This is a genomic window from Burkholderia sp. BCC1993 (assembly GCF_905339865.1).
In the GTDB taxonomy this organism is placed as follows: domain Bacteria; phylum Pseudomonadota; class Gammaproteobacteria; order Burkholderiales; family Burkholderiaceae; genus Burkholderia.
On the sequence record NZ_CAJPGZ010000005.1, the window covers coordinates 313380 to 335763 of the forward strand.

The window sequence follows — 22384 nt, forward strand, 5'->3', positions numbered from 1 at the left end:
CGCGTTACCATGCGGCCGGGGTGGCGGCCGCACCGGCCGAACCGGCCGTCGCGACCTGCGCGGGGCGGGCGACGGCCGCGGCGGGCTTCGCACCCGATGCGGCGGCCGGCGCGGCGGCACCCGCTGCGGACGCGTCGCGGGGCGGATGGCCGCCCCGAACGTCCGTTTCGGTCTGCGTCTCCGTCTCGACGCCGCCGCCGAGCGCGGCCATCAACTGCGCGTGCGCGGCGAGGCGTTCCGCGTCGATGCGGGCCGCCGTCTCTTGCGCGCGCAGCAACTGCTGCTGCGCGACCAGCACGTTCACGTAATCGGTCAGCCCGCGGCGGAAGCCTTCGCGCGACAGCTGGTAGCTGCGGTCGTTGGCGGCCACCGAGCGCGCGGCGTCCTTCTTCTGCGTATCGAGCGAGCGGATCCGCACGACCTGGTCGGCGATGTCCTTGAGCGCACCGACGACCGTCTGGTTGTAGCGTTCGACCGCCTGGTCGTAGCCGGCGTCGGCCGCGCCGAGTTGCGCGCGCAGCCGGCCGCCTTCGAAGATCGGCAGCGACAGCGCGGGGCCGGCCGTCCAGCCGCCGTTCATCGCGCGCAGGAAGTCGGTGAACGGCGCGGTCACGCCGAAGCCGCCGACCGTCGCGAGCAGGTCGATGTTCGGGTAGAACGCGGCTTTCGCGACATCGATGCCGCGAGCCTGCGCGTCGACCGTCCAGCGGGCCGCGACGACGTCCGGGCGGCGCCCGAGCAGGTCGGCCGGCAGCGCGGACGGCAGGCCGGCCGGCGCGTCGAGCGACAGGCTCGGCCGCTTGATCGCGTCGCCGGCGCCCGGGCCCTTGCCCGCGAGCGCGGCGAGCTGGTGGCGCGCGAGCTGGATCGCTTCTTCGTAGCTGTCGATCTGGCGCTCGTAGTCGGGCAGCGTCGATTCGGCCTGGCTGACTTCGAGCTGCGTGCCGAGGCCGGCCTGCAGGCGCTTGCGCGCGAGATCGGCCAGCGAGCGCTGGCGTTCGAACGTTTCGTGCGCAAGGTCGAGCAGCGCGTAGTTCATCGACATGCCGACATACGCGCGCACGACGTTGACCTCGAGCTCGAGCTTCGCCGCCCGTGCGTCGGCCGCGGTCGCATGCGCGGTGTCGAGCGCGCGCTCGGTCGCGTTCTTGTCCTTGCCCCACAGGTCGAGGTGGTACGACAGGCCGAGCGTGCCGGTGTTGTTCCACGTGTCGGTATCGGCGAGCGGCCCCGGGCCGTAGTAGACGTTGTCGGGCCAGTGCTGGCGCATCAGCGACAGATTGCCGTTGATCTGCGGCAGCTCCGCCGAGCGCGCCACGCGCGCCATCGCCTGCGCTTCGCGCACGCGGGCCTCGGCGGCCGCGAGGGTCGGGTTGCCGGCCTGCGCGGCGGCAATCCACGCGTCGAGCTGCGGATCGCGGTACGCGCGCCACCAGTCGGACGCGGGCCAGCCCGCATCGTGATCCGCCGCGCGGATCGCGGCACCGGCATCGAGCGTGTTCGCTTCGATGCGGGCGGACTGCGGCTTGTTGTCGCCCATGCTCGCGCATCCGGCCATTATTAATGAGACTGCAAGAACCGCCAGTGCCAGCGTCCCTTTTGTTGCCGGAGACCGCACGATTTTCTCCCTTTCGGATATAGATGAGTCGGATGCGATTATATTTTTCAGTGATTCCTGAATAAATGGACAACGGTGCAAGTCATTTTTACGAATCCTGAGATAATATTTGTTGGCCTCTGTGCAACAATCCCTCCGGATTCAAACGGGTAATGGGATGGATACGTTACAAAACATGCGGGTCTTCGTCCGCGTGGTCGACGCGGGGAGCTTTACCGCGGCCGCCCAGCAGATGAATTCGACTACCGCCTATGCGTCGCGCGCCGTGTCGGATCTCGAGGCGCACCTGCGCACGCGCCTCCTGAACCGGACGACACGCCGGATCGCGCTGACCGAAGCGGGCGAGCGCTACCTGCAGCGCTGCGAGCAGATTCTCGCGTACGTCGACCAGGCCGAAGCCGAAGCGGGCGACGCGCACGCGCGGCCGTCGGGCAAGCTGAAGGTGCATTGCTTCACGAGCCTCGGGCAGCACTACCTGGTGCCGGCCATCGCGCGCTATCGGCAGCGCTATCCGGACGTGCACGTCGAGCTGACGCTCGCGCAGCGGATGCCCGACCTGCTCGACGAGGGGTACGACGTCGCGATCGTGGTCGGCCGCGACCTGCCGGATTCGGGGCTCGTGTCGCAGCGGCTCGGCGAGAGCTACAGCGTCGTGTGCGCGTCGCCGGGCTATATCGACGCGCACGGCTTGCCGCAGACCCCGGCCGATCTCGAGCAGCACGTCTGTCTCGGGATGGTCGCGCCGGGCTTTCATTTCGACGAATGGTCGCTGTCGGGGCCGCGGGGCGACGAGGTGGTTCCAGTCACGGCGCCGCCGTTCCGCGTGAACGTCGCCGAGGCGCTCGCGGTGGCCGTGCGGGAAGGGATGGGGATCGGCGGGTTGCCGCTCTATTCGGCGATCGGCGGGCTGCGCAGCGGACACATCGTGCGCGTGATGCCCGAATACCGGTCGCACGTGATGAACATCTATGCGTTGTATCCGTCGCGCCAGTACCTCGACGCGAAAATCCGAACCTGGGTCGATTTCCTGCGCGACGAGCTGCCGGCCACGCTGGAAGCCGACGAAGCCGCGCTCGCGCAGTTCACGGCTGCGACATGAGCGCGCGGTCGAGCGCAATCTGACGAGATTTGTCCTTCACGCAACATTTTTTTACCAACGGACAGCGGACAGTTTGATACTGTTTCAATCATCGAGATTTGGAACTGCCCACACCCGGAGTCGCAATGGATACGCAACTGATGATCGGCCTTGGAGTTTTGCTTGGTGCGGCTGCTGCCGCCGCGGCGACGCGCGATCTGCTGCGCGCGATGAAGGCGCGGATGAAGCCGGTGCCGGTGCCGGTGCGGGTGCGCCCGTCGTCGAACGGCTCGCGCCGGGCCGATCGCTGATCGGGCGGCCTTTCAGATCGGGGAGGGCCGCATCACGCGGCCCGATGGCTTGGCGCTCAGCCGAGCTCGACCACTTTGTCCCACGCAAACGCGGGATTTTCCAGTTCGCCGGTGCGCCGGCGGATATAGCCGCGCGGGTTGCACACCACGCGCGTGCCGCTGTCGGTCACGTAATCGAATGAAGTATGCGTGTGGCCGTGGATCCACAAGTCCACGGGCGGCCGCACGAGTTCCGCCATGTCCGTGACGAATCCCGCCGACGCCAGGTCTTCCGCATAACGCTCCGCCAGCGAGCGCAGGTGCGGCGCATGATGCGTGACGACGATCGTGCGGCCCGCGAACGGTGTCGCGAGCCGTGCTTCCAGCCACGCGCGGCCTTGCCGGTGCAGCGCGATCGCGTCGGCCGGCGTGAAATCCCGCTCCGGGGCTGCCGCCGCATGCAGGGACGCATCGTGCGGCCACGTCACCTGGATCAATCCCTTGAAATCGAGCATCACGCGCATGGCCGCGTCGATCGCGCGCGCGACGCTCGCCGCGTCGGCGCCGAACAGCGAGAAATCGGTCCACAGCGTCGTACCCAGCACGCGAAAGCGCTGCGCCGGATCGACGTACACGCCGTTGTTCAGGTAATGCACGTGGTCGATCGTGTGCGCGGCGTCGCGCATCGCGGTTTCGAGCGCGCCGAATTCCCCGTCGTAGTATTCGTGATTACCCGGCACGTAGATCACCGGCACGTCGGGATCGAACGTCTCGGCGGCCCAGCGCAGGCCTTCCGCGTGATTGTGGATATCACCGGCCAGCACGACGAGATCCGCGTCGGCATGCGCGATCGTGTCGGGCTGGTTGCATTCGAGATGCAGGTCGGACAGGACGCGAACTCTCATGGGCATCGCTCCGGGATGGGGGCTTCAGTGCAGGACCTTGCCGGGATTCATCAGCCCGCGCGGGTCGAGCGCGGTCTTCAGCGTGCGCATGAGCGCCGTTTCGACCGGCGACTTGTAGCGCTGCGCGTCGTCGATCTTCAACTGGCCGATCCCGTGCTCCGCGCTGATCGTGCCGTGGTGACGGTGCACGTTGTCGTAGACGATGCGGTTGATCGGCTTCTGGAGTGCCGCGAGGAACGCCTTCGGGTCGCCGCCTTCGGGCGTCTGCACGTTGTAGTGCAGGTTGCCGTCGCCGAGGTGGCCGAACGTGACCATCCGCGCGCCCGGCGCGGCCTGCTGGATCGCCGCGTCGGTTTCGTCGATGAAGCGCGCGATCGACGAGATCGGCACCGCGATGTCGTGCTTGATGTTGAGACCTTCGTCGGCCTGCGCGAGCGGGATGTGTTCGCGCAGGTCCCAGAACGCGCGCGATTGCGCGAGATTTTCCGCGACGACCGCGTCGACCACGAGCCCCGCCTCGAACGCCTCTTCCATCAGTTTTTCGAACAGCGCGCGCGCATGCGTTTCGCTTTCGTTGTCCGACAGTTCGAGCAGCACCGTCTGCGCATGCGTGCGGTCGAACGGATAGCGCAGTTGCGGATAGTGCTTGCCGACCAGCTGCATGCAGAAGTCGGACATCAGCTCGAAGCCGGTCAGCAGCGGGCCGGCCGCGCGTTGCGCGAGCGCGAGGAAGTCGAGCGCCGCGTGCGGTGACTCGAGCGCGGCCAGCGCCGTGACCTGCGCGGCCGGCAGCGGATGCAGCTTCAGCACGGCGGCCGTGATGATTCCGAGCGTGCCTTCGGCGCCGATGAACAGGTCGCGCAAGTCGTAGCCGGTGTTGTCCTTGCGCAGCCCGCGCAGGCCGTCCCAGATCTCGCCCTGCGGCGTCACGACCTCGAGTCCGAGGCACAGCTCGCGTGCGTTGCCGTAGCGCAGCACCGCGGTGCCGCCCGCGTTGGTCGACAGGTTGCCGCCGATCGTGCAGCTGCCTTCGGCGGCGAGGCTCAGCGCGAACAGCCGGCCGCCTTCGCGGGCGCGCGCCTGCACGTCGGCGAGGATCACGCCGGCGTCGACCGTGATCGTGTTGTTGTGCGGATCGAGGGCCCGCACGCGGTTCAGGCGCGCGAGGCTCAACACGGCCTGGCCGCCGCTCGCGTCGGGCGTCGCGCCGCCGGCGAGCCCCGTGTTGCCGCCCTGCGGCACGAGCGCGACGCCGTGCGTGTTGGCGAGCCGGACGAGCGCGGCGACTTCCGCCGTATCGGCCGGTTTCAGCACCGCGCACGCACTGCCCTTGTAGCGGCGGCGCCAGTCGGTCAGGAACGGTTCGGTGTCGTTCGGCTCGGTCAGCACGTAGGTGGCGCCGATCGCGTCTCGGCAGGCGGATACGAAGGCTTCGGAAGAAATCATCACGTTCGGTCGCGTAAGGGTCAGGACGCGGCGCGCTGCTGCTTCGCCGCGCGCTTGAACGGCGCGACGTAGGCCAGCGCGGCCACGAAGAAGCCGACGGCGAGCGCGGTCTCGCACCAGCCGAGCGTCGCGGACAATCCGCGGTCGGACATGCCGCGAACGATGCCTTCGGCGAAATAGACGAGGATCAGCATGCTCGCCCACTGCATCGTATAGATGTTACGCCGCCAGACGCCGGGCAGCGCGAGCGCGAGCGGCACGGCCTTGAGCATCAGCGCCGAGCCGCCCGGGCGCAGCGGCGCGAGCCACAGTTCCCACGCGAGCGACAGCGCGATCAGCGCGACGAGGCACGCGGCCGCGGCCAGCGCGTAGCGCGGCCGGGCGGTGACGGGGGGACGGGCGGGACGGGCAGGCGCGTTCATGCGGCCTCGGCAGCCTGGGCGTCGGCGAGGGCCGCTGCCGCACGCGCGAGCCGCACGCCAAGCGCGGCCGCGAGCGCCTTTTCGTCCGCCGACAGCCCCGCGGGCCCGCTGCGATCGTGCTGCGACACGTGCGACGCGCCGTACGGCGTGCCGCCGGTGCGCGTCGTGCTGAGCGCGGATTCCGTGTACGGGATGCCGACGATCATCATCCCGTGATGCAGCAGCGGCAGCATCATCGACAGCAGCGTCGACTCCTGGCCGCCGTGCAGGCTGCCGGTGGACGTGAACACGCAGGCCGGCTTGCCGGTCAGCGCGCCCGACAGCCATTGCGGCGTCGTGCCGTCGAGGAAATACTTGAGCGAGGCGGCCATGTTGCCGAAGCGGGTCGGCGAGCCGAGCGCGAGGCCCGCGCACTCCTCGAGATCGCGCACCTCCGCATACGGCGGGCCGTCGTCGGGGATGTCGGAGGCGGTGGCTTCGCAGACCGTCGAGACGGGCGGCACGGTTCGGATGCGGGCCTGCATGCCGGGCACGCTGTCGATGCCGTTCGCGATCGCGAGCGCGAGATCGCGCGTGGCGCCGTGGCGGCTGTAATAGAGGACGAGGATGTCTTTCATGGGCGACGGGGCCGCATGCGGCCGCGCGGATGCCCGGTGCAGTCGGCCCCTGCTGGATCGAGCGGCTATTATAGGGGCTGAAGTCGTCGCGCAGCGCGGCGGCGGCGCGCCGTCGGGCGCGCGGCGTCAACCGAGAAGGAGAAGCCGTTTGCCGAAGTTGAGCGTCGATCTCGACACCCTCAAGCGCCTCGCGCAGTTCGCGGCCCGGCGCAGCGCCGAGGATCGCATCCCGCAAGTGGCGGGCAGCCTCACGTTCACGACGATGCTGGCACTCGTGCCGCTCGTGACGGTCGCGTTTGCGCTGTTTACCGCGTTCCCGATGTTCGCGTCGTTCCAGATCTCGCTGCAGGGGTTCCTCGCGGATCACCTGATGCCCGCGCAGTTCAACGTCCAGATCTTCAAGTACCTGAACCAGTTCGCGTCGAAGGCCAAGGGGCTGACGACGGCCGGCCTGATCGTGCTCGTCGTCACGTCGGTGATGACGATGATGACGATCGAGTCCGCGTTCAACCTGATCTGGCGGGTGCGCAAGCCGCGGCCGTTCGCGCAGCGCGTGCTCGCGTACTGGGCGCTGATCACGCTCGGGCCCTTGCTGTTCGGCGTGAGCCTGTCGATCTCGTCGTACCTGTTTACGCAGTCGCTGGCGTTCACCGGCGCCGCGCCGTCGACGTCGATCGTCGAATGGCTGCTCGCGTTCGTGTCGCTGCCGCTGACCGTGCTCGCGTTCACGCTGCTGTACGTGTATCTGCCGAACTGCACGGTCGCATGGCGCGACGCGGTGATCGGCGGGCTGTTCGCGGCCATCGCGTTCGAGCTCGCGAAGCGCGGCTTCGGCTATTACGTGCGGCGCATTCCGACCTATACGGCCGTCTACGGCGCGTTCGCGGCGCTGCCGGTGTTCCTGTTGTGGGTGTATCTGAGCTGGTTCATCGCGCTGCTCGGCGCGATGGTGGCGTCCGCGCTGCCGGCGATCCGCGTCGGCCAGTTCCATCGCATCCACTATCCGGGCAGCGACCTGCTCGACGCGCTCGAATTGCTCGCGCGGCTGGCCGAGGCGCGCGCGATCGGCAAGGCGGGCTATACGGCGATGCGGCTTGCGGCCATGTTGCGCTGCGACATGGAAACCGCGCAGCGGCTGCTGTTGACGATGGAGGAGCGGGAATGGATCGCGCGGCTGGACAGCGGCGAACTCGCGCCGCGCTACATCCTGCTGGCGAATCCGGAGCAGTTGACGCTGGCGCAGCTGTTCGACGTGCTGGTGATCGACCGCACCGAACTGACCTACCAGCTGCAGCGACGCAGCAGCCACGTCGAAGGCGCGGCATTGCTCGAGGTCCTGTCGAACGACCGGTTCGACGTATCGCTTGCTTCGCTGATCGCCGCGCACCGGCTTGCAGGTGCGCCGGCAGCAACCGTGCCCGGGCCCGTGCCCGGCGGGGCGCCCGACCCGCACGCGCGGCCGCCGAAAACGGCGTGACGCGGTGCCGGACGGGCGTTACAGCGGAATCTTGCCGGTGCAGATGTCCTTGAACATCACCCAGTCGCCCATCAGGCTGTAGATCGGGTGCCGGAACGTGGCGGGGCGGTTCTTCTCGAAGAAGAAGTGTCCGACCCACGCGAATCCGTAGCCGCACACGACCGCCGCCGGCAGCCACGGCCAGTGGCCCGTCGCGATCGCCATCGCGACGCAGCCGATCACGCCGAGCGAGCCGATGAAGTGCAGCCGGCGCGACGCCAGGTTCTGGTGTTCGTTCAGGTAGTACGGGTAGAAATCGGCGAAGCTGGCGAATTGCTCCGTATGCGTATGTGCCATGGCCGTCTCCTCGGGCCGCCGTCCATGGAGTCATTGTGCGGCGGCCGGCCCGTGTCCGCAAGCGGCGGCGGCCGCGCCGCGTGGGCCTGAGCTTTCCTTTTGACAGGCTTTCCGATAGGATCGAAAGCGGTTTTGCATTCAAGCATGAGGGGACTACGATGCGCGTCAGCGATATTCTGAAAGTGAAGGGCAACACGCTGTTTACGGTGACGCCCGATAAGCCGCTGCGCGAAGCGGTCGACACGATGGCCGAACACGATATCGGTTCGCTCGTCGTGATGGAGTACGGTGATCTCGTCGGGATGCTGACGTTCCGCGAGATCATCCTGCGCCTGCACGTGAACGGCGGCGCGATCGGCGACGTGCAGGTGCGCAAGGTGATGGACGAGCCGCTCACGTGCACGCCGGAAACCGACGTCAACGAAGTGCGCCGGATGATGCTCGAGCGCCATGCGCGCTACATGCCGGTGCTCGACAAGAAGGTGCTGATGGGCGTCATTTCGTTCTACGACGTCGCGAAGACGGTCGTCGAGGCGCAGAGCTTCGAGAACCGGATGCTGAAGGCGTACATCCGCGACTGGCCGGAATCGGAAGCCGAAGCGCAGAAGCCGTGAAACGCGTCGCGCCCGGTGCCATGACGCGCGGGCGCTGCCATTCGGCGTACGGCGGCGCAGGTTCAGCCTGCGCCGCCGTTTTTTCGACAACACCACAAGGCCCGCGCAGCTTCGCCCAGACGATGCGCGCGTATTCCGCATGAGCGATCACACGCAAGTCTCTTCCGCATCGCGCGGCGAACGGCGCGCCCACGCGTCGCAGTTCGACCTGTTGCGCCAGCGCCGTTTCGCGCCGTTCTTCACGACCCAGTTCCTGGGCGCGCTGAACGACAACGTGTTCAAGATCGGCTTCACGTCGCTCGTCACCTATCACACCGCGCGCTTCTCCGGCGTCGACGCGAAGACGGCCGCGTTCCTGATCTCCGCGATCTTCATCCTGCCGTTCGTGCTGTTCTCGGCCACCTCCGGCCAGATCGCCGACAAATACGACAAGGCGACGCTCACGCGCTTCGTGAAGACCTTCGAGATCGTGCTGATGCTGGTCGGCGCGGCCGGTTTCGTCACGCACAGCGCGACGCTGCTGTATCTGTGCACGTTCATGATGGGGATGCACTCGACGCTGTTCGGCCCCGTCAAGTATTCGTACCTGCCGCAGCATCTCGGCGACCACGAACTGGTCGGCGGCAACGGCCTCGTCGAGATGGGCACGTTCATCGCGATCCTGATCGGGACGATCATCGGCGGCGCGGCCGCGGGCATCGAAGGCAGCGGCGAGCGCGTGCTCGCCGTCAGCGTCGTCGTCATTGCGCTCGCGGGGCGGCTCGTCGCGCAGCGAGTGCCGCCGACGCCCGCGCCGCAGCCCGATCTCGTGATCAACTGGAACCCGTTCAGCGAAACGTGGCGCAACCTCGGGCTCGCGCGGCAGAACCGCACCGTGTTCCTGAGCCTGCTCGGCATCTCGTGGCTGTGGTTCGTCGGCGCGACGTTCCTCACGTCGTTCTTCAATTTCGCGAAGGACGTGCTGTCCGCGAGCCCCGACGTCGTCACGGTCCTGCTCGCGACGTTCTCGGTCGGGATCGGCCTCGGCTCGCTGCTCTGCGAGCGGCTGTCGCAGCGGCGCGTCGAGATCGGCCTCGTGCCGCTCGGCTCGATCGGCATCAGCGTGTTCGCGATCGAGCTGTATTTCGCGAGCCGCTCGCTGCCGTCGCCCGGGCATTTGCTGTCGGTCGGGGAATTCCTGGCCGGCGCGCGTCACTGGCGCATCCTGGCCGACCTGTTCCTGCTCGCGATGTTCGGCGGCTTCTACAGCGTGCCGCTGTATGCGCTGATCCAGAGCCGCAGCGCGCCGACCCACCGTGCGCGGATCATCGCCGCGAACAACATTCTGAACGCGCTGTTCATGATCCTGTCGGCCCTGATGGCGATGGGGCTGACCAAGGCCGGTGTCGACATCCCGGGCCTGTTCCTCGTCACCGCGCTGCTGAACGTCGTGGTCGCGACGTATATCTACCTGCTCGTCCCCGAGTTCCTGCTGCGTTTCGTCGCGTGGGTGCTGGTGCACACGTTCTACCGGATTCGTCTCGTACATGCAGAGCGGATCCCGGAAGAGGGCGCGGCCGTGCTCGTATGCAACCACGTGAGCTACGTCGATGCGCTCGTGCTGGCGGCTGCGAGCCCGCGGCCGATCCGGTTCGTGATGGATCACCGGATCTTCAAGACGCGCTTCGCGAGCTGGGTGTTCCGGCATGCGAAGGCGATTCCGATCGCGCCGCGCCACGAGGATCCCGACATGCTCGCGCGCGCGTACGACGCATGCGAGGCCGCGCTGAAGGACGGCGAACTCGTGTGCATCTTCCCCGAGGGCAAGCTGACCAAGACGGGCGACATCAACACCTTCCACCACGGCATCACCGAGATCCTGGGCCGCACGCCGGCGCCCGTGATTCCGATGGCGCTGCGGGGGCTGTGGGGCAGCTATTTCTCCCGTCATGCCGATGCGCGCATGCCGCGACCCATCAAGCGCGGCGTGATGAGTCGGCTGACGCTCGCGGTCGGCGAGCCGATCCCGTCTTCGGTCGCGACGCCCGAGGCGCTGCAGGCGGCGGTGACCGAGCTGCGCGGCGCGCGGAAGTAGGCAGGGCGGGCCCGGCGGCTTCGTATCGGGCAGCACACGGCTGCAAACCGGCCGGTTCGACCGGAACGGCGCGGGTCGACGATTCTCGCGCCGCGCCGTCTCCGTGGCCGGCCAGTATGGTCTGAACGGTTCACGCGGCCCGCGGGTCCGGGACGGCTGGCATAATAGCGGTTTACCTCTTTTTCTCGACCGGCAAACGATCGGCCTGCCAGCGGCCCCGGCAGCGCATCGGTTTGTCCATTTCTCTTTGGGCGGTTCCATCATGTCCGGCAATACCCTCGGCACGCTTTTCACTGTCACGACCTTCGGCGAATCGCACGGTCCCGCGATCGGCTGCGTGATCGACGGCTGCCCGCCGGGAATGGGGCTGACCGAAGCCGACATCCAGGTCGAGCTCGATCGCCGCAAGCCTGGCACGTCGCGGCACGTGACGCAGCGTCAGGAAGCCGACGAGGTCGAGATCCTGTCCGGCGTGTTCGAAGGCGTGACGACCGGCACGCCGATCGCGCTGCTGATCCGCAACACCGACCAGCGCAGCAAGGATTACGGCAACATCGTCGAGACGTTCCGCCCCGGCCACGCCGACTACACCTACTGGCAGAAATACGGCATCCGCGACTACCGTGGCGGTGGCCGCTCGTCCGCGCGCCTGACCGCGCCGATCGTCGGCGCGGGCGCGGTCGCGAAGAAGTGGCTGCGCGAGCGCTTCGGCGTCGAAGTGCGCGGCTACATGAGCGGTCTCGGCGAGATCGACGTGCCGTTCGTCGACTGGTCGCAGGTCCGCGAGAACCCGTTCTTCTCGCCGAACGCGGCGATCGTTCCGGAGCTGGAAGCCTACATGGACGCGCTGCGCAAGGACGGCGATTCGATCGGTGCACGCATCGACGTCGTCGCGTCGGGCGTGCCGGTCGGCTGGGGTGAACCGGTATTCGACCGGCTCGACGCGGACATCGCGAAGGCGATGATGAGCATCAACGCGGTGAAGGGCGTCGAGATCGGCGCGGGCTTCGACAGCGTCGCGCAGCGCGGCTCGGTGCACGGCGACGAACTGACGCCGGCCGGCTTCGTCGGCAACCATGCAGGCGGCGTGCTCGGCGGGATTTCGACGGGGCAGGACATCACCGTGTCGATCGCGATCAAGCCGACGTCGAGCATCCGCACGCCGCGCCGTTCGATCACGAAGTCCGGTGAAGAAGCGACGGTCGAAACCTTCGGCCGCCACGACCCGTGCGTCGGCATTCGCGCGACGCCGATCGCCGAGTCGATGCTCGCGCTGGTGCTGATCGACCACGCGCTGCGCCATCGCGCGCAGTGCGGCGACGTCGAGACGCCGACGCCGAAGATCGCGGGCAGCGCGACCTGATGCAACGGAGCCGGCACTCGCCGGTTCGACCGATTCGATGCGAAACGGGGCGCCTGCGGCGCCCCGTTTTCATTGGGCCGCCGCATCCGGCGGCGCGGCCGACTCGCGCACCCGCAGCTCCGGCAGTACCGCACAACCGGGCCCGGCTGCGCCGTTTTCGAGTGCGTCGAGCAACGCGCGGGCGGCCTTGCGGCCGATCGCGTCGGTGTCGACCCACATCGTCGTCAGCGCCGGCCGGATTTCGCGAGCCAGCGCGACATCGTCGAACCCGGTGATCGACAGCTGCGAAGGCACGTCGATGCCCAGTGCCTGCGCCTCGAGCAGGGCGCCGAGCGCGAGTGCGTCGTTGCCGCAGATCACGGCCGTCGGGCGCGTCGCGCCGCTGTCGGCAATCGCGCGCAGGCTCGCCCGCCCGAACGCGATCGTGGCCGCACCCTCGTGCTGGTGGATCGGCCTGACCGCGAGCCCGCGCGCGGCGAGCGTATCGTGAATGCCGCGCAGGCGGGCCTGCACGCGGTCGTTGTCGGCCGAAGGCTGCATGATGATCGCGAAATCGCGATGCCCGAGCTCGAGCAGGTGCGTCGTCAGTCGCGCGAATGCCGCGCGGTTGTCGAAGCCGACGCAGCAGTGCGGGCTGTCGTCGCGGTAAGCATAGGTGACGACATACGGCACCCGATGCAGGTCGAGCAGTTCGAACAGTTCCGGCGGATAGGCTTCACCGACCAGCGATACCGCTTCGACGCCGCGCGACAGCATCGCGCGCACCTGCGCGAGCGCCTGCGCCGGATCGTAATTCGAGCAGCCCAGGAACAGGGTGATGCCGTGCTCGGCCATGACCGCCTGCATGCCCGCTACCTGCGATGCGAACACCTGGTCGTCGAGCGTCGGGATGATCGCCCCGGTGATGTGGGTGCGCGTGGAGGCGAGTGCGCGGCCGGCTGCGTTGGGAATCCAGTTCAGCGCACGTGCAGCGTCGCGCACGCGCTGCTGCACGTCGGCCGAGACCTTGCCGGGATCGTTGTAGACGCGCGAAACGGTCGCGGTCGACACGCCGGCGAGTTTCGCGACGTCGCCGAGCACGGACCGGCCGCTGCCGCGGCGCGCGCGCGCCGTGCCACCACCGGATGAAGGCGTACTCATCGGTCATCCCCGAGCGCGGCTGCCCTGCAGGCCCCGCGTATGGTCAAAAACGCCATCGTTTACCCTCGATTCATCGTGGTCCCGCTTGCATTCCCGGTCTCGCCTGTGAGAATGTAAGCGCTATCTTGATGTTACTCCGTATTATGTCAGACACAGATTTCAACCGCATTGTGAAGTTTTCGTCGACGATGGCCGCTCAGGCCATTTTGTCGGCCGAAAATGTAAGCGGTTACATTCGATGATGACCCACACCAGACCACCCCGAATCGCTGTCGTCGGCAGCATCAACGTCGACCTCGTCACGCATGCGCCGCGGCTGCCCGTGCCGGGCGAAACGCTGCTCGGCACCACGTTCCAGACTGTTCACGGCGGCAAGGGGGCGAACCAGGCGGTGGCCGCCGCGCGCCTCGGTGCGTCGGTCGCGATGATCGGCTGCGTCGGCAACGATGCGTTCGGCGCACGTCTGCACGACGCGCTGGCGGCGGAGCGCATCGACGTGACGCATCTGCATCGGATCGACGGAGAGGCAACCGGCGTCGCGACGATCACGGTCGATGCGCACGGGGCGAACAGCATCGTCGTCGTGCCCGGTGCAAACGCGCGCCTCGATGCCGAATTGATCGACCGGGCGTGCGACGCGATCGCCGGCGCGGCGCTGATGGTGTGCCAGCTCGAGGTGCCGATCGAGACCGTCGCGCGCGCCATCGGCAGTGCGATCGCGCATCGCACGCCGGTGCTGCTCAATCCGGCGCCGGCCCGGCCGCTGTTCGACGCATTGCTGGCCCGCATCGACTATCTCGTCGTCAACGAAACGGAAGCGGAGTCGCTGACCGGCATTGCCGTCGGCGACGACGCGTCGGCGGTGCGGGCCGCCGAAGCGCTGCGCGCGAAGGGTGTCGGCAACGTGCTGGTCACGCTGGGCGCGCGCGGCGTCTGCTGGCGCGGAAGTGCAGGGAGCGGCCGCCATCGGGCGATGGCGGTGGTCGCCGTCGATACGACGGCGGCCGGCGATACCTTCGTGGGCGGCTTCGCGGCCGCCCGGGCGAGCGGCGCGTCGATGGACGACGCGATCGCGTTCGGACAGCGTGCGGCCGCGATCAGCGTCACGCGTTACGGCGCACAGACGTCGATTCCGACACGCGAGGAAGTGAAGCGTGGGGCCGCATAGATTCCGCGACGACGGAACAGACCGAGGCCCGGAAACCATTCAGGACATGGAGACAAACGCAATGAACGAGAATCATGCTGTTCCGACTGCGCCGCCACGTATCCGGCGCGGACAACGTATCGCGCTCGCGCTGCTGATGGCGAGCGGGATCGTCAACTATCTCGACCGCGGCACGCTGGCCGTCGCGAGTTCGGCAATCCGGGGCGATCTCGGGCTGTCGCTCTCGCAGATGGGGTTGCTGCTGTCGGCGTTCTCGTGGAGCTACGCGCTGTGCCAGTTCCCGGTCGGCGGACTCGTCGATCGCATCGGGCCGCGCCGGCTGCTCGGCATCGGGCTGATCATCTGGTCGCTCGCGCAGGCAGCGGGCGGCATCGTGTCCACCTTCGGCTGGTTCATCGTCGCGCGCATCGTGCTGGGCATCGGCGAGGCACCGCAGTTCCCGTCGGCGGCGCGGGTGGTGAGCAACTGGTTTCCGGTGCGTGCACGCGGTACGCCGACCGGGATCTTCAACGCGGCGTCGCCGCTCGGCACCGCACTCGCGCCATTGCTGCTGGCGGTGCTCGTCGCATCGTTCAACTGGCGCTGGGCATTCGTCGTGACGGGGGCGCTCGGCCTCGTCGTCGCCGTCGTCTGGTTTGCGTTGTATCGCGATCCGGCACGCGCGCAATTGACCGCGGCGGAACGCGGGTATCTCGATACCGATGCGCAGACTGCCGTCGCGATGCCGAAACTGACCTTCGCCGACTGGCGCAGCCTGTTTTCGCACGGCACGACCTGGGGCATGCTGCTCGGGTTCTTCGGTTCCGTGTATCTGAACTGGGTCTACCTGACCTGGCTGCCGGGGTACCTGACGATGGAGCGTCACATGAGCCTCGTGCGCACCGGGTTTGCGGCATCCGTGCCGTTCCTGTGCGGGTTCGTCGGTTCGCTCGTTGCCGGCTGGCTCTCGGATCTGGTGACGCGCCGCAGCCGCTCGCCGGTCGTGAGCCGGCGCAACGCGGTGGTCGTCGCGATGCTTGGGATGGTCGCGTTCACGATTCCGGCCGCGCTCGTGCAGAGCAACACGGTCGCACTCGCATGCATCTCGGTCGTGATCTTTCTCGCCAATGCGGCGTCGGCATGCTCGTGGGCGCTCGCGACGGCGGCCGCCCCGCCGAGCCGTGTCGCATCGCTCGGCGCGATCCAGAATTTCGGCGGTTTCATCGGCGGTGCGCTCGCGCCGATCCTGACGGGGGTCATCGCGCAGAGGTGGTCGTTCGTGCCGGCGCTGCTGACGGCGGCGGCAATCGCATTCGCCGGCGCGATGGCTTACCTGCTGCTGGTGCGCAAACCGATTCCCGAGCAGTCCGCGAGCGCAGCGCCCGGACCGCTGCCGGCCTGAGCCCGGCGGCTACACCCCAGTATTCACTGAAGGAAGGAGAAACAGATGCAACCACATCGGCAATCGACCGCGACCATCGAGGGGATCGTACCGGTGATGCTGACGCCGTTCGACGACGCCGGCGCGATCGACTACGCGGGCCTCGAGCGACTCGTCGAATGGTATCTGGCGCACGGCGCGGATGCGCTGTTCGCGGTCGCGCAATCGAGCGAGATGCAATTCCTGAGTCTTGCCGAACGTGCGGAACTCGCGCGTTTCGTGGTCGAGCGGGTGGCCGGGCGCGTGCCCGTCGTCGCGTCCGGGCACATCAGCGACGATCTGGATGCGCAGGTCGCCGAGCTGCGTGCTGCGGCAGAATCGGGTGCGCAGGGCGTCGTGCTCGTGACCAACCGCCTCGATCCGCAGCGCAAGGGCAGCGCGGCGCTTCTCGACCATCTTCACAAGCTGCTCGCCCGGTTGCCGTCGGATCTGCCGCTCGGTTTGTACGAATGTCCGGCGCCTTATCGGCGACTGCTGTCCGATGACGAACTGCGTGCGTGCATCGACACGGGCCGCTTCGTGATGTTGAAGGACGTGAGCTGCGATCTGGAGACGGTGAAGCGACGCGTCGCACTCGCTGCGGGGTCGCCGCTGAAGATCCTCAATGCGAACGCCGCGATCGCATGGGATGCGATGAAGGCGGGTTCGGCCGGTTTCAACGGTGTGTTCACCAACTTCCATCCCGACCTGTACCGATGGTTGCGCACGCAGGGCGGCTCGGATCCGGCGCTGGCCGACGAGTTGTCGACGTTCCTGGTGCTCTCGGCGGTGTCGGAAGCGCTGGGCTACCCGGCGCTTGCGAAGATCTATCACCAACGGATCGGCACGTTCGGATCGATTCGTTGCCGTGCGATCGACTACGACGTGCGCGAGCGGTTCTGGGCGCTCGACGCGGTGCTCGACAAGATCGTGTCCGGTACCGAGCATTTCCGTCAGCGGATCGCGGCGCGTTAGCACAGCCTATGCGGGCGCGGTGCATGAGTCGCGCGCCCGATGGAGGGCCGGGCGGCGTCGAACGTCGAACGTCGAACGTCGAACCGACGAACAAAACGCCGCGCGAGGCGGCGTTCTTCGGCAGGTTACATGTTCGGGTAATTCGGCCCGCCGCCGCCTTCCGGCGTGACCCACACGATGTTCTGCGTCGGGTCCTTGATGTCGCAGGTCTTGCAGTGCACGCAGTTCTGCGCATTGATCACGAGGCGATCGCTGCCGTCGTCGTTCTTCACGAATTCGTACACCGCCGCCGGACAAAAGCGCGCCTCCGGTCCCGCGTAGGTCCGCAGGTTCACGTTCACCGGCACGCTCGCATCTTTCAGCGTCAGGTGCGCCGGCTGGTTCTCCTCGTGGTTCGTGTTCGAGATGAACACCGACGACAGCCGGTCGAACGTCAGCTTGCCGTCCGGCTTCGGATACTCGATCGGCGTGCATTGCGATGCCGGCTTCAGCATCTCGTGGTCCGCATGCTTGTGATGCAGCGTCCACGGCACGTTGCCGCCCATCACCTTCTGCTCGAGCCCGACCATCAGCGTGCCGAGGTACAAGCCCTTCGCCATCCACTGCTTGAAGTTGCGCGCGCGGTACAGCTCCGTGTACAGCCACGATTGCTTGAAAGCGTCCGGATAGGCGTTGAGCTCGTCGCTGTGGCGGCCGGCCTGCAGCGCGTCGAACGCGGCGTCGGCGGCCAGCATGCCGGTCTTGATCGCCGCGTGGCTGCCCTTGATCCGTGATGCGTTCAGGAAACCCGCGTCGTCGCCGATCAGCGCGCCGCCCGGGAACACCGTCTTCGGCAGCGACAGCAGGCCGCCGGCCGTGATCGCCCGCGCGCCGTACGACACGCGCTTGCCGCCTTCGAGGAACGCGCGGATCGACGGATGCGTCTTGTAGCGCTGGAACTCCTCGAACGGCGACAGGTACGGGTTCGTGTAGCCGAGGCCCACCACGAAGCCGACCACGACCTGGTTGTTGTCCATGTGATACAGGAACGAGCCGCCGTACGTATCGGACTTCAGCGGCCAGCCGGCCGTGTGGATCACGAGGCCCGGCTTGTGCTTGGCCGGATCGATTTCCCACAGTTCCTTGATGCCGATCCCGTACGCCTGCGGATCGGCGTTCGCGTCGAGCCTGAACTTCGAGATCAGTTGACGGCCAAGATGACCGCGGCAGCCTTCGGCGAACAGCGTGTACTTCGCGTGCAACTCCATGCCGAGCTGGAAGTTCTCGGTCGGCTCGCCGTCCTTGCCCACGCCCATGTTGCCGGTGGCAACGCCCTTCACCGAGCCGTCGTCATTGTAGAGAATCTCTGCGGCCGGGAAGCCCGGGAAGATCTCGACGCCGAGCGCCTCGGCCTGTGCCCCAAGCCAGCGCGTGACGTTGCCCAGCGAGATCACGTAGTTGCCGTGGTTCTGGAAGTTGGCGGGCAACGCCCAGTTCGGCGTCGTGACCGCGCTCTTTTCCGACAGAAACAGGAAGCGGTCTTCCGTCACCTCGACGTTCAAAGGCGCGCCTTGTTCCTTCCAGTCCGGAAACAGCTCAGTGATCGCGCGCGGGTCCATCACCGCGCCCGACAGGATGTGCGCGCCGATCTCGGAACCCTTCTCGAGCACGCACACGCCGATCTCGGTGCCTTTCTCGGCGGCCAACTGCTTGAGCCGGATCGCGGCCGACAGCCCGGCCGGGCCGCCGCCGACGATCACGACGTCGTATTCCATCGATTCGCGCGGGCCGTATTGCTCGATGAGGCTTGCGGGGGTCATTGGCGTTCCTCTAACCGTTAGAATGCTTTTATTCGGGAGCGTATTGTCTGCGAAACGAAACGCTTGCCGCAACAGCATGCGGATAGATTAGCACGATCGTTCTATTTTATGTGCTAGGGTTATGCTGCGTGGGACAGGGCGCCCGCAGCGGCGAAACGACATCGAAAGGGGATGTGCAATGGGTCGATCGATCAATCTGGAAGGCAAGGTCGCGTTGGTCACGGGCGCATCGAGCGGCCTCGGGCAACGCTTTGCGCAGGTGCTGTCGCAGGCCGGCGCGAAGGTCGTGCTCGCGAGCCGCCGTGTCGAGCGCCTGAAGGAGCTGCGCGCGGAGATCGAGGCGGCGGGCGGTGCCGCGCACGTCGTGTCGCTCGACGTCACCGACGTGCAGAGCATCAAGGCGGCCATCGCGCACGCGGAGACGGAAGCCGGCACGATCGACATCCTCGTGAACAATTCGGGCGTCTCGACGATGCAGAAGCTCGTCGACGTCACGCCGTCCGATTTCGAGTTCGTGTTCGACACCAATACGCGCGGCGCGTTTTTCGTCGCGCAGGAAGTCGCGAAGCGGATGATCATGCGCGCGAACGGCAACGGCAAACCGCCTTACCGGATCATCAACATCGCGTCGGTGGCCGGCCTGCGCGTGTTTCCGCAGATCGGGCTGTATGCGATGAGCAAGTCGGCGGTCGTGCAGATGACGCGCGCGATGGCGCTCGAATGGGGCCGCCACGGGATCAACGTCAACGCGATCTGTCCGGGCTATATCGATACCGAAATCAATCATTACCTGTGGGAAACCGAGCAGGGCCAGAAGCTGCAGTCGATGCTGCCGCGCCGGCGCGTCGGCAAGCCGCAGGATCTCGACGGGCTGTTGTTGCTGCTCGCGGCCGACGAGTCGCAGTTCATCAATGGCTCGATTATCTCCGCCGACGATGGCTTCGGCCTCGCCTGAGTGGATGACATTCAGCAACAAAGAAGACTGCAATGAGCGAATATTCCCCCGTATTTGAAATGTCGATGCCGATCCGCTGGGGCGACATGGATGCGTTCGGCCACGTGAACAACACGGTTTATTTCCGCTACATGGAACAGGCGCGGATCTCGTGGTTCGAGGAACTCGGCATCGCGGGCGGCAACGGCGAGGGGCACGGGCCCGTGATCGTCACGGCGTCGATGGAGTTCCTGAAGCAACTGCACTATCCGGGCGACGTGATCGCGAGAATGTCGGCCGCGAAGCCGGGCCGCAGCAGCTTCGACACCGGTTTCGAGCTGACGCGCGCGGACGATCCGCAGCACGTCTATGCGCGCGGCAACGCGCGCTGTGTGTGGGTCGACTACGCGCTCGGCAAGTCGGTGCCGCTGCCGCAACTGCTGCGCGATACGATCGAGCGCGCGCTCGCGGCGAAGGTCGGCTGAGCGCGGCAGCGCCGAAGCCGGCGCCCGGTGCGTCGCCATTTCCCGATGATCTCCCGAATCGGCCGCTTCGCGCGGCCGATTGCCATTCCGGGGCGCGTTTTACTGGCCGAGCAGGCGCTGCAGCAGCTCCGGCGTATTGTTCGTGCCGTACTTGCGCATCAGCCGCGCCCGATAGATGTCGACCGTGCGCGAACTGATGTCGAGCACGCGCCCGATCTGCTTGCTGGTCTTGCCGGTCGCGAGCTGCGCGGCGATCTCGCGTTCGCGCGGCGTCAGCTCGACGGCGACCCGGCGCGTCGCGCTCAGGTCCTCGAAGGTCCAGACGCCGGCCGCGAGCGGCGCGGTACGGTCGAGCGCGCGGCCCGTCACGTGGCACCAGAACAGCTCGCCGTCGGCCCGCTTCATGATTCTGTCATCGGCGTAGATGCCGTTCGCGATCATCACGCGCGAGATGCGCTCGCCGATGCGCTGGAATTCGTCCGTCGACGGATAGAGCACCTCGTACGACTTGCCGATCAGATCGGCCCGCGCGCAGCGGAAGATCGACGCGAGCGCGTCGTTGCAGTCCTCGATCACGCGGTCGCGCGACATCACGAGGCCGAGCGGCGCGAGGTGAAAGGCAGTCTGGTAATCGAGAGCGGGCATGGCGCGGGCAAGCGGAGGCAAATGCTTATGTATTTTTGCGTATTGTGCCGTATCGGCGTCACATCGTACCCTTTCAGGCATCTCGCGGTGGTTTGCCGCGATATAAAAACAGCGCGCCTCGACGCAGGTATCGCCGTGCATGCATAGAATGATGCGGCGGGCTTGCGGCCCAGTGGGCGCGTGAACCGGTTTTGCTGGTTTCCATAGAGGAAGGGACATACAGATGAACAAAGTCTATCCAAGCGCGGCCGCCGCGCTGGAAGGGATCGTCCGCGACGGACAGACCTTCGCGGTGGGCGGCTTCGGCCTGTGCGGGATTCCCGAGGCGCTGATCGCGGCGCTGCGCGATTCCGCCGTCAAGGGCATCACCTGCATCAGCAACAACGCAGGCGTCGACGGCTTCGGTCTCGGCCTGCTGCTGGAAACGCGCCAGATCAGGAAGATGATCTCGTCGTACGTCGGCGAGAACAAGGAGTTCGAGCGCCAGTACCTGGCCGGCGAACTCGAGCTCGAATTCACGCCGCAGGGCACGCTTGCCGAGAAGCTGCGCGCGGGCGGCGCCGGCATCCCCGCCTTTTTCACGAACACCGGCTACGGCACCGTGATCGCGGAAGGCAAGGAAACGCGCCAGTTCGGCGATCGCCACTACGTGCTCGAGCCGTCGCTGACGGCCGACGTCGCGCTGGTGAAGGCATGGAAGGCTGACAAGTCCGGCAACCTGATCTATCGCCGCACCGCGCGCAACTTCAACCCGATGTGCGCGATGGCGGGCAAGATCACCGTGGCGGAAGTCGAGGAGATCGTCGAGAACGGCGAACTCGATCCGGATCATGTCCACACGCCGGGGATCTTCGTGCAGCGCATCGTGCTGAACGCGACGCCCGAAAAACGCATCGAACAACGCGTCGTACGCGCGAAAGGAGACTGACATGGCCTGGAATCGTGACCAGATGGCCGCGCGCGCGGCGAAGGAACTGCAGGACGGCTTCTATGTGAACCTCGGCATCGGCCTGCCGACGCTCGTCGCGAACCACGTGCCGGAAGGCGTCGAAGTGTGGCTGCAGTCGGAGAACGGGCTGCTCGGCATCGGCCCGTCGCCGACCGAGGACGAGGTCGACGCCGACCTGATCAACGCCGGCAAGCAGACCGTCACGACGCTGCCGGGCTCGTCGATCTTCTCGTCGGCCGATTCGTTCGCGATGATTCGCGGTGGCCACATCAACCTCGCGATCCTCGGCGCGATGCAGGTCAGCAAGAAGGGCGACCTCGCGAACTGGATGATCCCGGGCAAGATGATCAAGGGGATGGGCGGTGCGATGGACCTCGTCGCGGGCGTGAAGCGCGTCGTCGTGCTGATGGAGCACGTCGCGAAGGGCGACCAGCACAAGATCCTCGACGAATGCAACCTGCCGCTGACGGGTGTCGGTGTGGTCGACCTGATCATCACCGATCTCGGCGTGATCGAAGTGACGCCGGCCGGCCTGAAGGTGCTCGAGCTCGCCGACGGCGTGAGCGTGGAAGAGATCCAGGCGAAGACGGGCGCACCGCTCGACGTGAGCGCGGTCGCGTAAGCGCCGGCCTTTCGTCTCGACGCTCGAC

General features: G+C 67.0%; 22 protein-coding genes. 13 read left to right on the forward strand and 9 right to left on the reverse strand.

The genetic code is table 11. The features are described 5' to 3' along the window. Positions 1-4: 4 nt before the first annotated feature. Positions 5-1618, reverse strand: coding sequence for an efflux transporter outer membrane subunit (locus tag U4Y91_RS10475; protein ID WP_321805005.1), 1614 nt, complete (start codon positions 1616-1618; stop codon positions 5-7). A gap of 157 nt (positions 1619-1775) precedes the next feature. On the opposite strand from U4Y91_RS10475, the gene U4Y91_RS10480 reads away from it, so the two are divergent. Then, entirely contained in the window at positions 1776-2717 is a 942-nt protein-coding gene (locus tag U4Y91_RS10480; RefSeq protein ID WP_321805006.1) for a LysR family transcriptional regulator, read from the forward strand. A gap of 125 nt (positions 2718-2842) precedes the next feature. Further along, positions 2843-3007 (forward strand): hypothetical protein, encoded by a 165-nt coding sequence (locus U4Y91_RS10485; RefSeq protein WP_321805007.1) that lies wholly within the window; start codon positions 2843-2845, stop codon positions 3005-3007. A 56-nt stretch (positions 3008-3063) separates the two neighbouring features. On the opposite strand, the gene U4Y91_RS10490 is transcribed toward U4Y91_RS10485, so the two are convergent. Genes U4Y91_RS10490 through wrbA form a run of 4 tightly spaced genes read right to left on the reverse strand, consistent with a single transcriptional unit; the run spans position 3064 to position 6376 of the window. Further along, positions 3064-3891 (reverse strand): metallophosphoesterase, encoded by an 828-nt coding sequence (locus U4Y91_RS10490; RefSeq protein WP_321805008.1) that lies wholly within the window; start codon positions 3889-3891, stop codon positions 3064-3066. Between the two features lie 24 nt (positions 3892-3915). Beyond that, complete coding sequence (locus tag U4Y91_RS10495; protein ID WP_321805090.1) at positions 3916-5337, reverse strand: FAD-binding oxidoreductase; 1422 nt, start codon at positions 5335-5337, stop codon at positions 3916-3918. A 20-nt stretch (positions 5338-5357) separates the two neighbouring features. Then, the gene (locus U4Y91_RS10500) at positions 5358-5759 is read right to left on the reverse strand and encodes a DUF2069 domain-containing protein (protein ID WP_321805009.1); all 402 of its coding nucleotides are present in this window, start codon (positions 5757-5759) and stop codon (positions 5358-5360) included. Next, complete coding sequence (gene wrbA / locus U4Y91_RS10505; RefSeq protein WP_321805010.1) at positions 5756-6376, reverse strand: NAD(P)H:quinone oxidoreductase; 621 nt, start codon at positions 6374-6376, stop codon at positions 5756-5758. Before wrbA ends, U4Y91_RS10500 begins: the two co-directional genes overlap by 4 nt. A 148-nt stretch (positions 6377-6524) precedes the next feature. Here wrbA and U4Y91_RS10510 point away from each other — a divergent pair, with 148 nt between their 5' ends. Further along, a complete protein-coding gene (locus U4Y91_RS10510; RefSeq protein WP_321805011.1) occupies positions 6525-7853 on the forward strand; it encodes a YihY family inner membrane protein in 1329 nt (442 codons plus the stop codon). An 18-nt stretch (positions 7854-7871) separates the two neighbouring features. Here the strand turns inward: U4Y91_RS10510 and U4Y91_RS10515 are convergent, their stop codons facing one another. Further along, positions 7872-8189 (reverse strand): Mpo1-like protein, encoded by a 318-nt coding sequence (locus tag U4Y91_RS10515; protein WP_321805012.1) that lies wholly within the window; start codon positions 8187-8189, stop codon positions 7872-7874. Positions 8190-8347: 158 nt separating this feature from the next. Here U4Y91_RS10515 and U4Y91_RS10520 point away from each other — a divergent pair, with 158 nt between their 5' ends. The 3 genes from U4Y91_RS10520 (at position 8348) to aroC (ending at position 12240) form a co-directional block, all read left to right on the forward strand. Continuing rightward, on the forward strand, positions 8348-8803 hold the full coding sequence (locus U4Y91_RS10520; protein ID WP_044846066.1) for a CBS domain-containing protein: 456 nt from the start codon (positions 8348-8350) through the stop codon (positions 8801-8803). Positions 8804-8942: 139 nt separating this feature from the next. Further along, positions 8943-10877, forward strand: coding sequence for an MFS transporter (locus tag U4Y91_RS10525; RefSeq protein ID WP_321805013.1), 1935 nt, complete (start codon positions 8943-8945; stop codon positions 10875-10877). Positions 10878-11139: 262 nt separating this feature from the next. Continuing rightward, positions 11140-12240, forward strand: coding sequence for a chorismate synthase (gene aroC, locus U4Y91_RS10530; protein ID WP_321805014.1), 1101 nt, complete (start codon positions 11140-11142; stop codon positions 12238-12240). Between the two features lie 69 nt (positions 12241-12309). Here the strand turns inward: aroC and U4Y91_RS10535 are convergent, their stop codons facing one another. Beyond that, positions 12310-13380 carry a LacI family DNA-binding transcriptional regulator gene (locus tag U4Y91_RS10535; RefSeq protein ID WP_321805015.1) on the reverse strand — a complete coding sequence of 357 codons (1071 nt, stop codon included), beginning with the start codon at positions 13378-13380 and terminating at the stop codon, positions 12310-12312. A gap of 238 nt (positions 13381-13618) precedes the next feature. Between U4Y91_RS10535 and rbsK the strand changes: the two genes are divergently transcribed. The 3 genes from rbsK (at position 13619) to U4Y91_RS10550 (ending at position 16922) form a co-directional block, all read left to right on the forward strand. Next, on the forward strand, positions 13619-14548 hold the full coding sequence (rbsK, locus tag U4Y91_RS10540; protein ID WP_321805016.1) for a ribokinase: 930 nt from the start codon (positions 13619-13621) through the stop codon (positions 14546-14548). A gap of 61 nt (positions 14549-14609) precedes the next feature. Next, a complete protein-coding gene (locus tag U4Y91_RS10545) occupies positions 14610-15929 on the forward strand; it encodes an MFS transporter (RefSeq protein ID WP_321805017.1) in 1320 nt (439 codons plus the stop codon). A 45-nt stretch (positions 15930-15974) separates the two neighbouring features. Continuing rightward, entirely contained in the window at positions 15975-16922 is a 948-nt protein-coding gene (locus tag U4Y91_RS10550) for a dihydrodipicolinate synthase family protein (protein ID WP_321805018.1), read from the forward strand. Positions 16923-17047: 125 nt separating this feature from the next. Here the strand turns inward: U4Y91_RS10550 and U4Y91_RS10555 are convergent, their stop codons facing one another. Continuing rightward, positions 17048-18721, reverse strand: coding sequence for an electron transfer flavoprotein-ubiquinone oxidoreductase (locus U4Y91_RS10555; protein ID WP_321805019.1), 1674 nt, complete (start codon positions 18719-18721; stop codon positions 17048-17050). Positions 18722-18899: 178 nt separating this feature from the next. Here U4Y91_RS10555 and U4Y91_RS10560 point away from each other — a divergent pair, with 178 nt between their 5' ends. Both U4Y91_RS10560 and U4Y91_RS10565 read left to right on the forward strand, forming a co-directional pair. Continuing rightward, positions 18900-19676 (forward strand): SDR family oxidoreductase, encoded by a 777-nt coding sequence (locus U4Y91_RS10560; RefSeq protein WP_044846058.1) that lies wholly within the window; start codon positions 18900-18902, stop codon positions 19674-19676. A gap of 32 nt (positions 19677-19708) precedes the next feature. Continuing rightward, positions 19709-20140 (forward strand): acyl-CoA thioesterase, encoded by a 432-nt coding sequence (locus U4Y91_RS10565; RefSeq protein ID WP_105785343.1) that lies wholly within the window; start codon positions 19709-19711, stop codon positions 20138-20140. 99 nt (positions 20141-20239) lie between these two features. On the opposite strand, the gene U4Y91_RS10570 is transcribed toward U4Y91_RS10565, so the two are convergent. Further along, positions 20240-20785, reverse strand: a complete 546-nt coding sequence (locus U4Y91_RS10570; RefSeq protein WP_321805020.1) for a LuxR C-terminal-related transcriptional regulator — start codon at positions 20783-20785, stop codon at positions 20240-20242. Between the two features lie 223 nt (positions 20786-21008). On the opposite strand from U4Y91_RS10570, the gene U4Y91_RS10575 reads away from it, so the two are divergent. Beyond that, a complete protein-coding gene (locus U4Y91_RS10575; RefSeq protein ID WP_321805021.1) occupies positions 21009-21713 on the forward strand; it encodes a CoA transferase subunit A in 705 nt (234 codons plus the stop codon). Between the two features lies 1 nt (position 21714). Beyond that, positions 21715-22356 carry a CoA transferase subunit B gene (locus U4Y91_RS10580; protein ID WP_321805022.1) on the forward strand — a complete coding sequence of 214 codons (642 nt, stop codon included), beginning with the start codon at positions 21715-21717 and terminating at the stop codon, positions 22354-22356. The last annotated feature ends 28 nt before the right edge of the window (positions 22357-22384 follow it).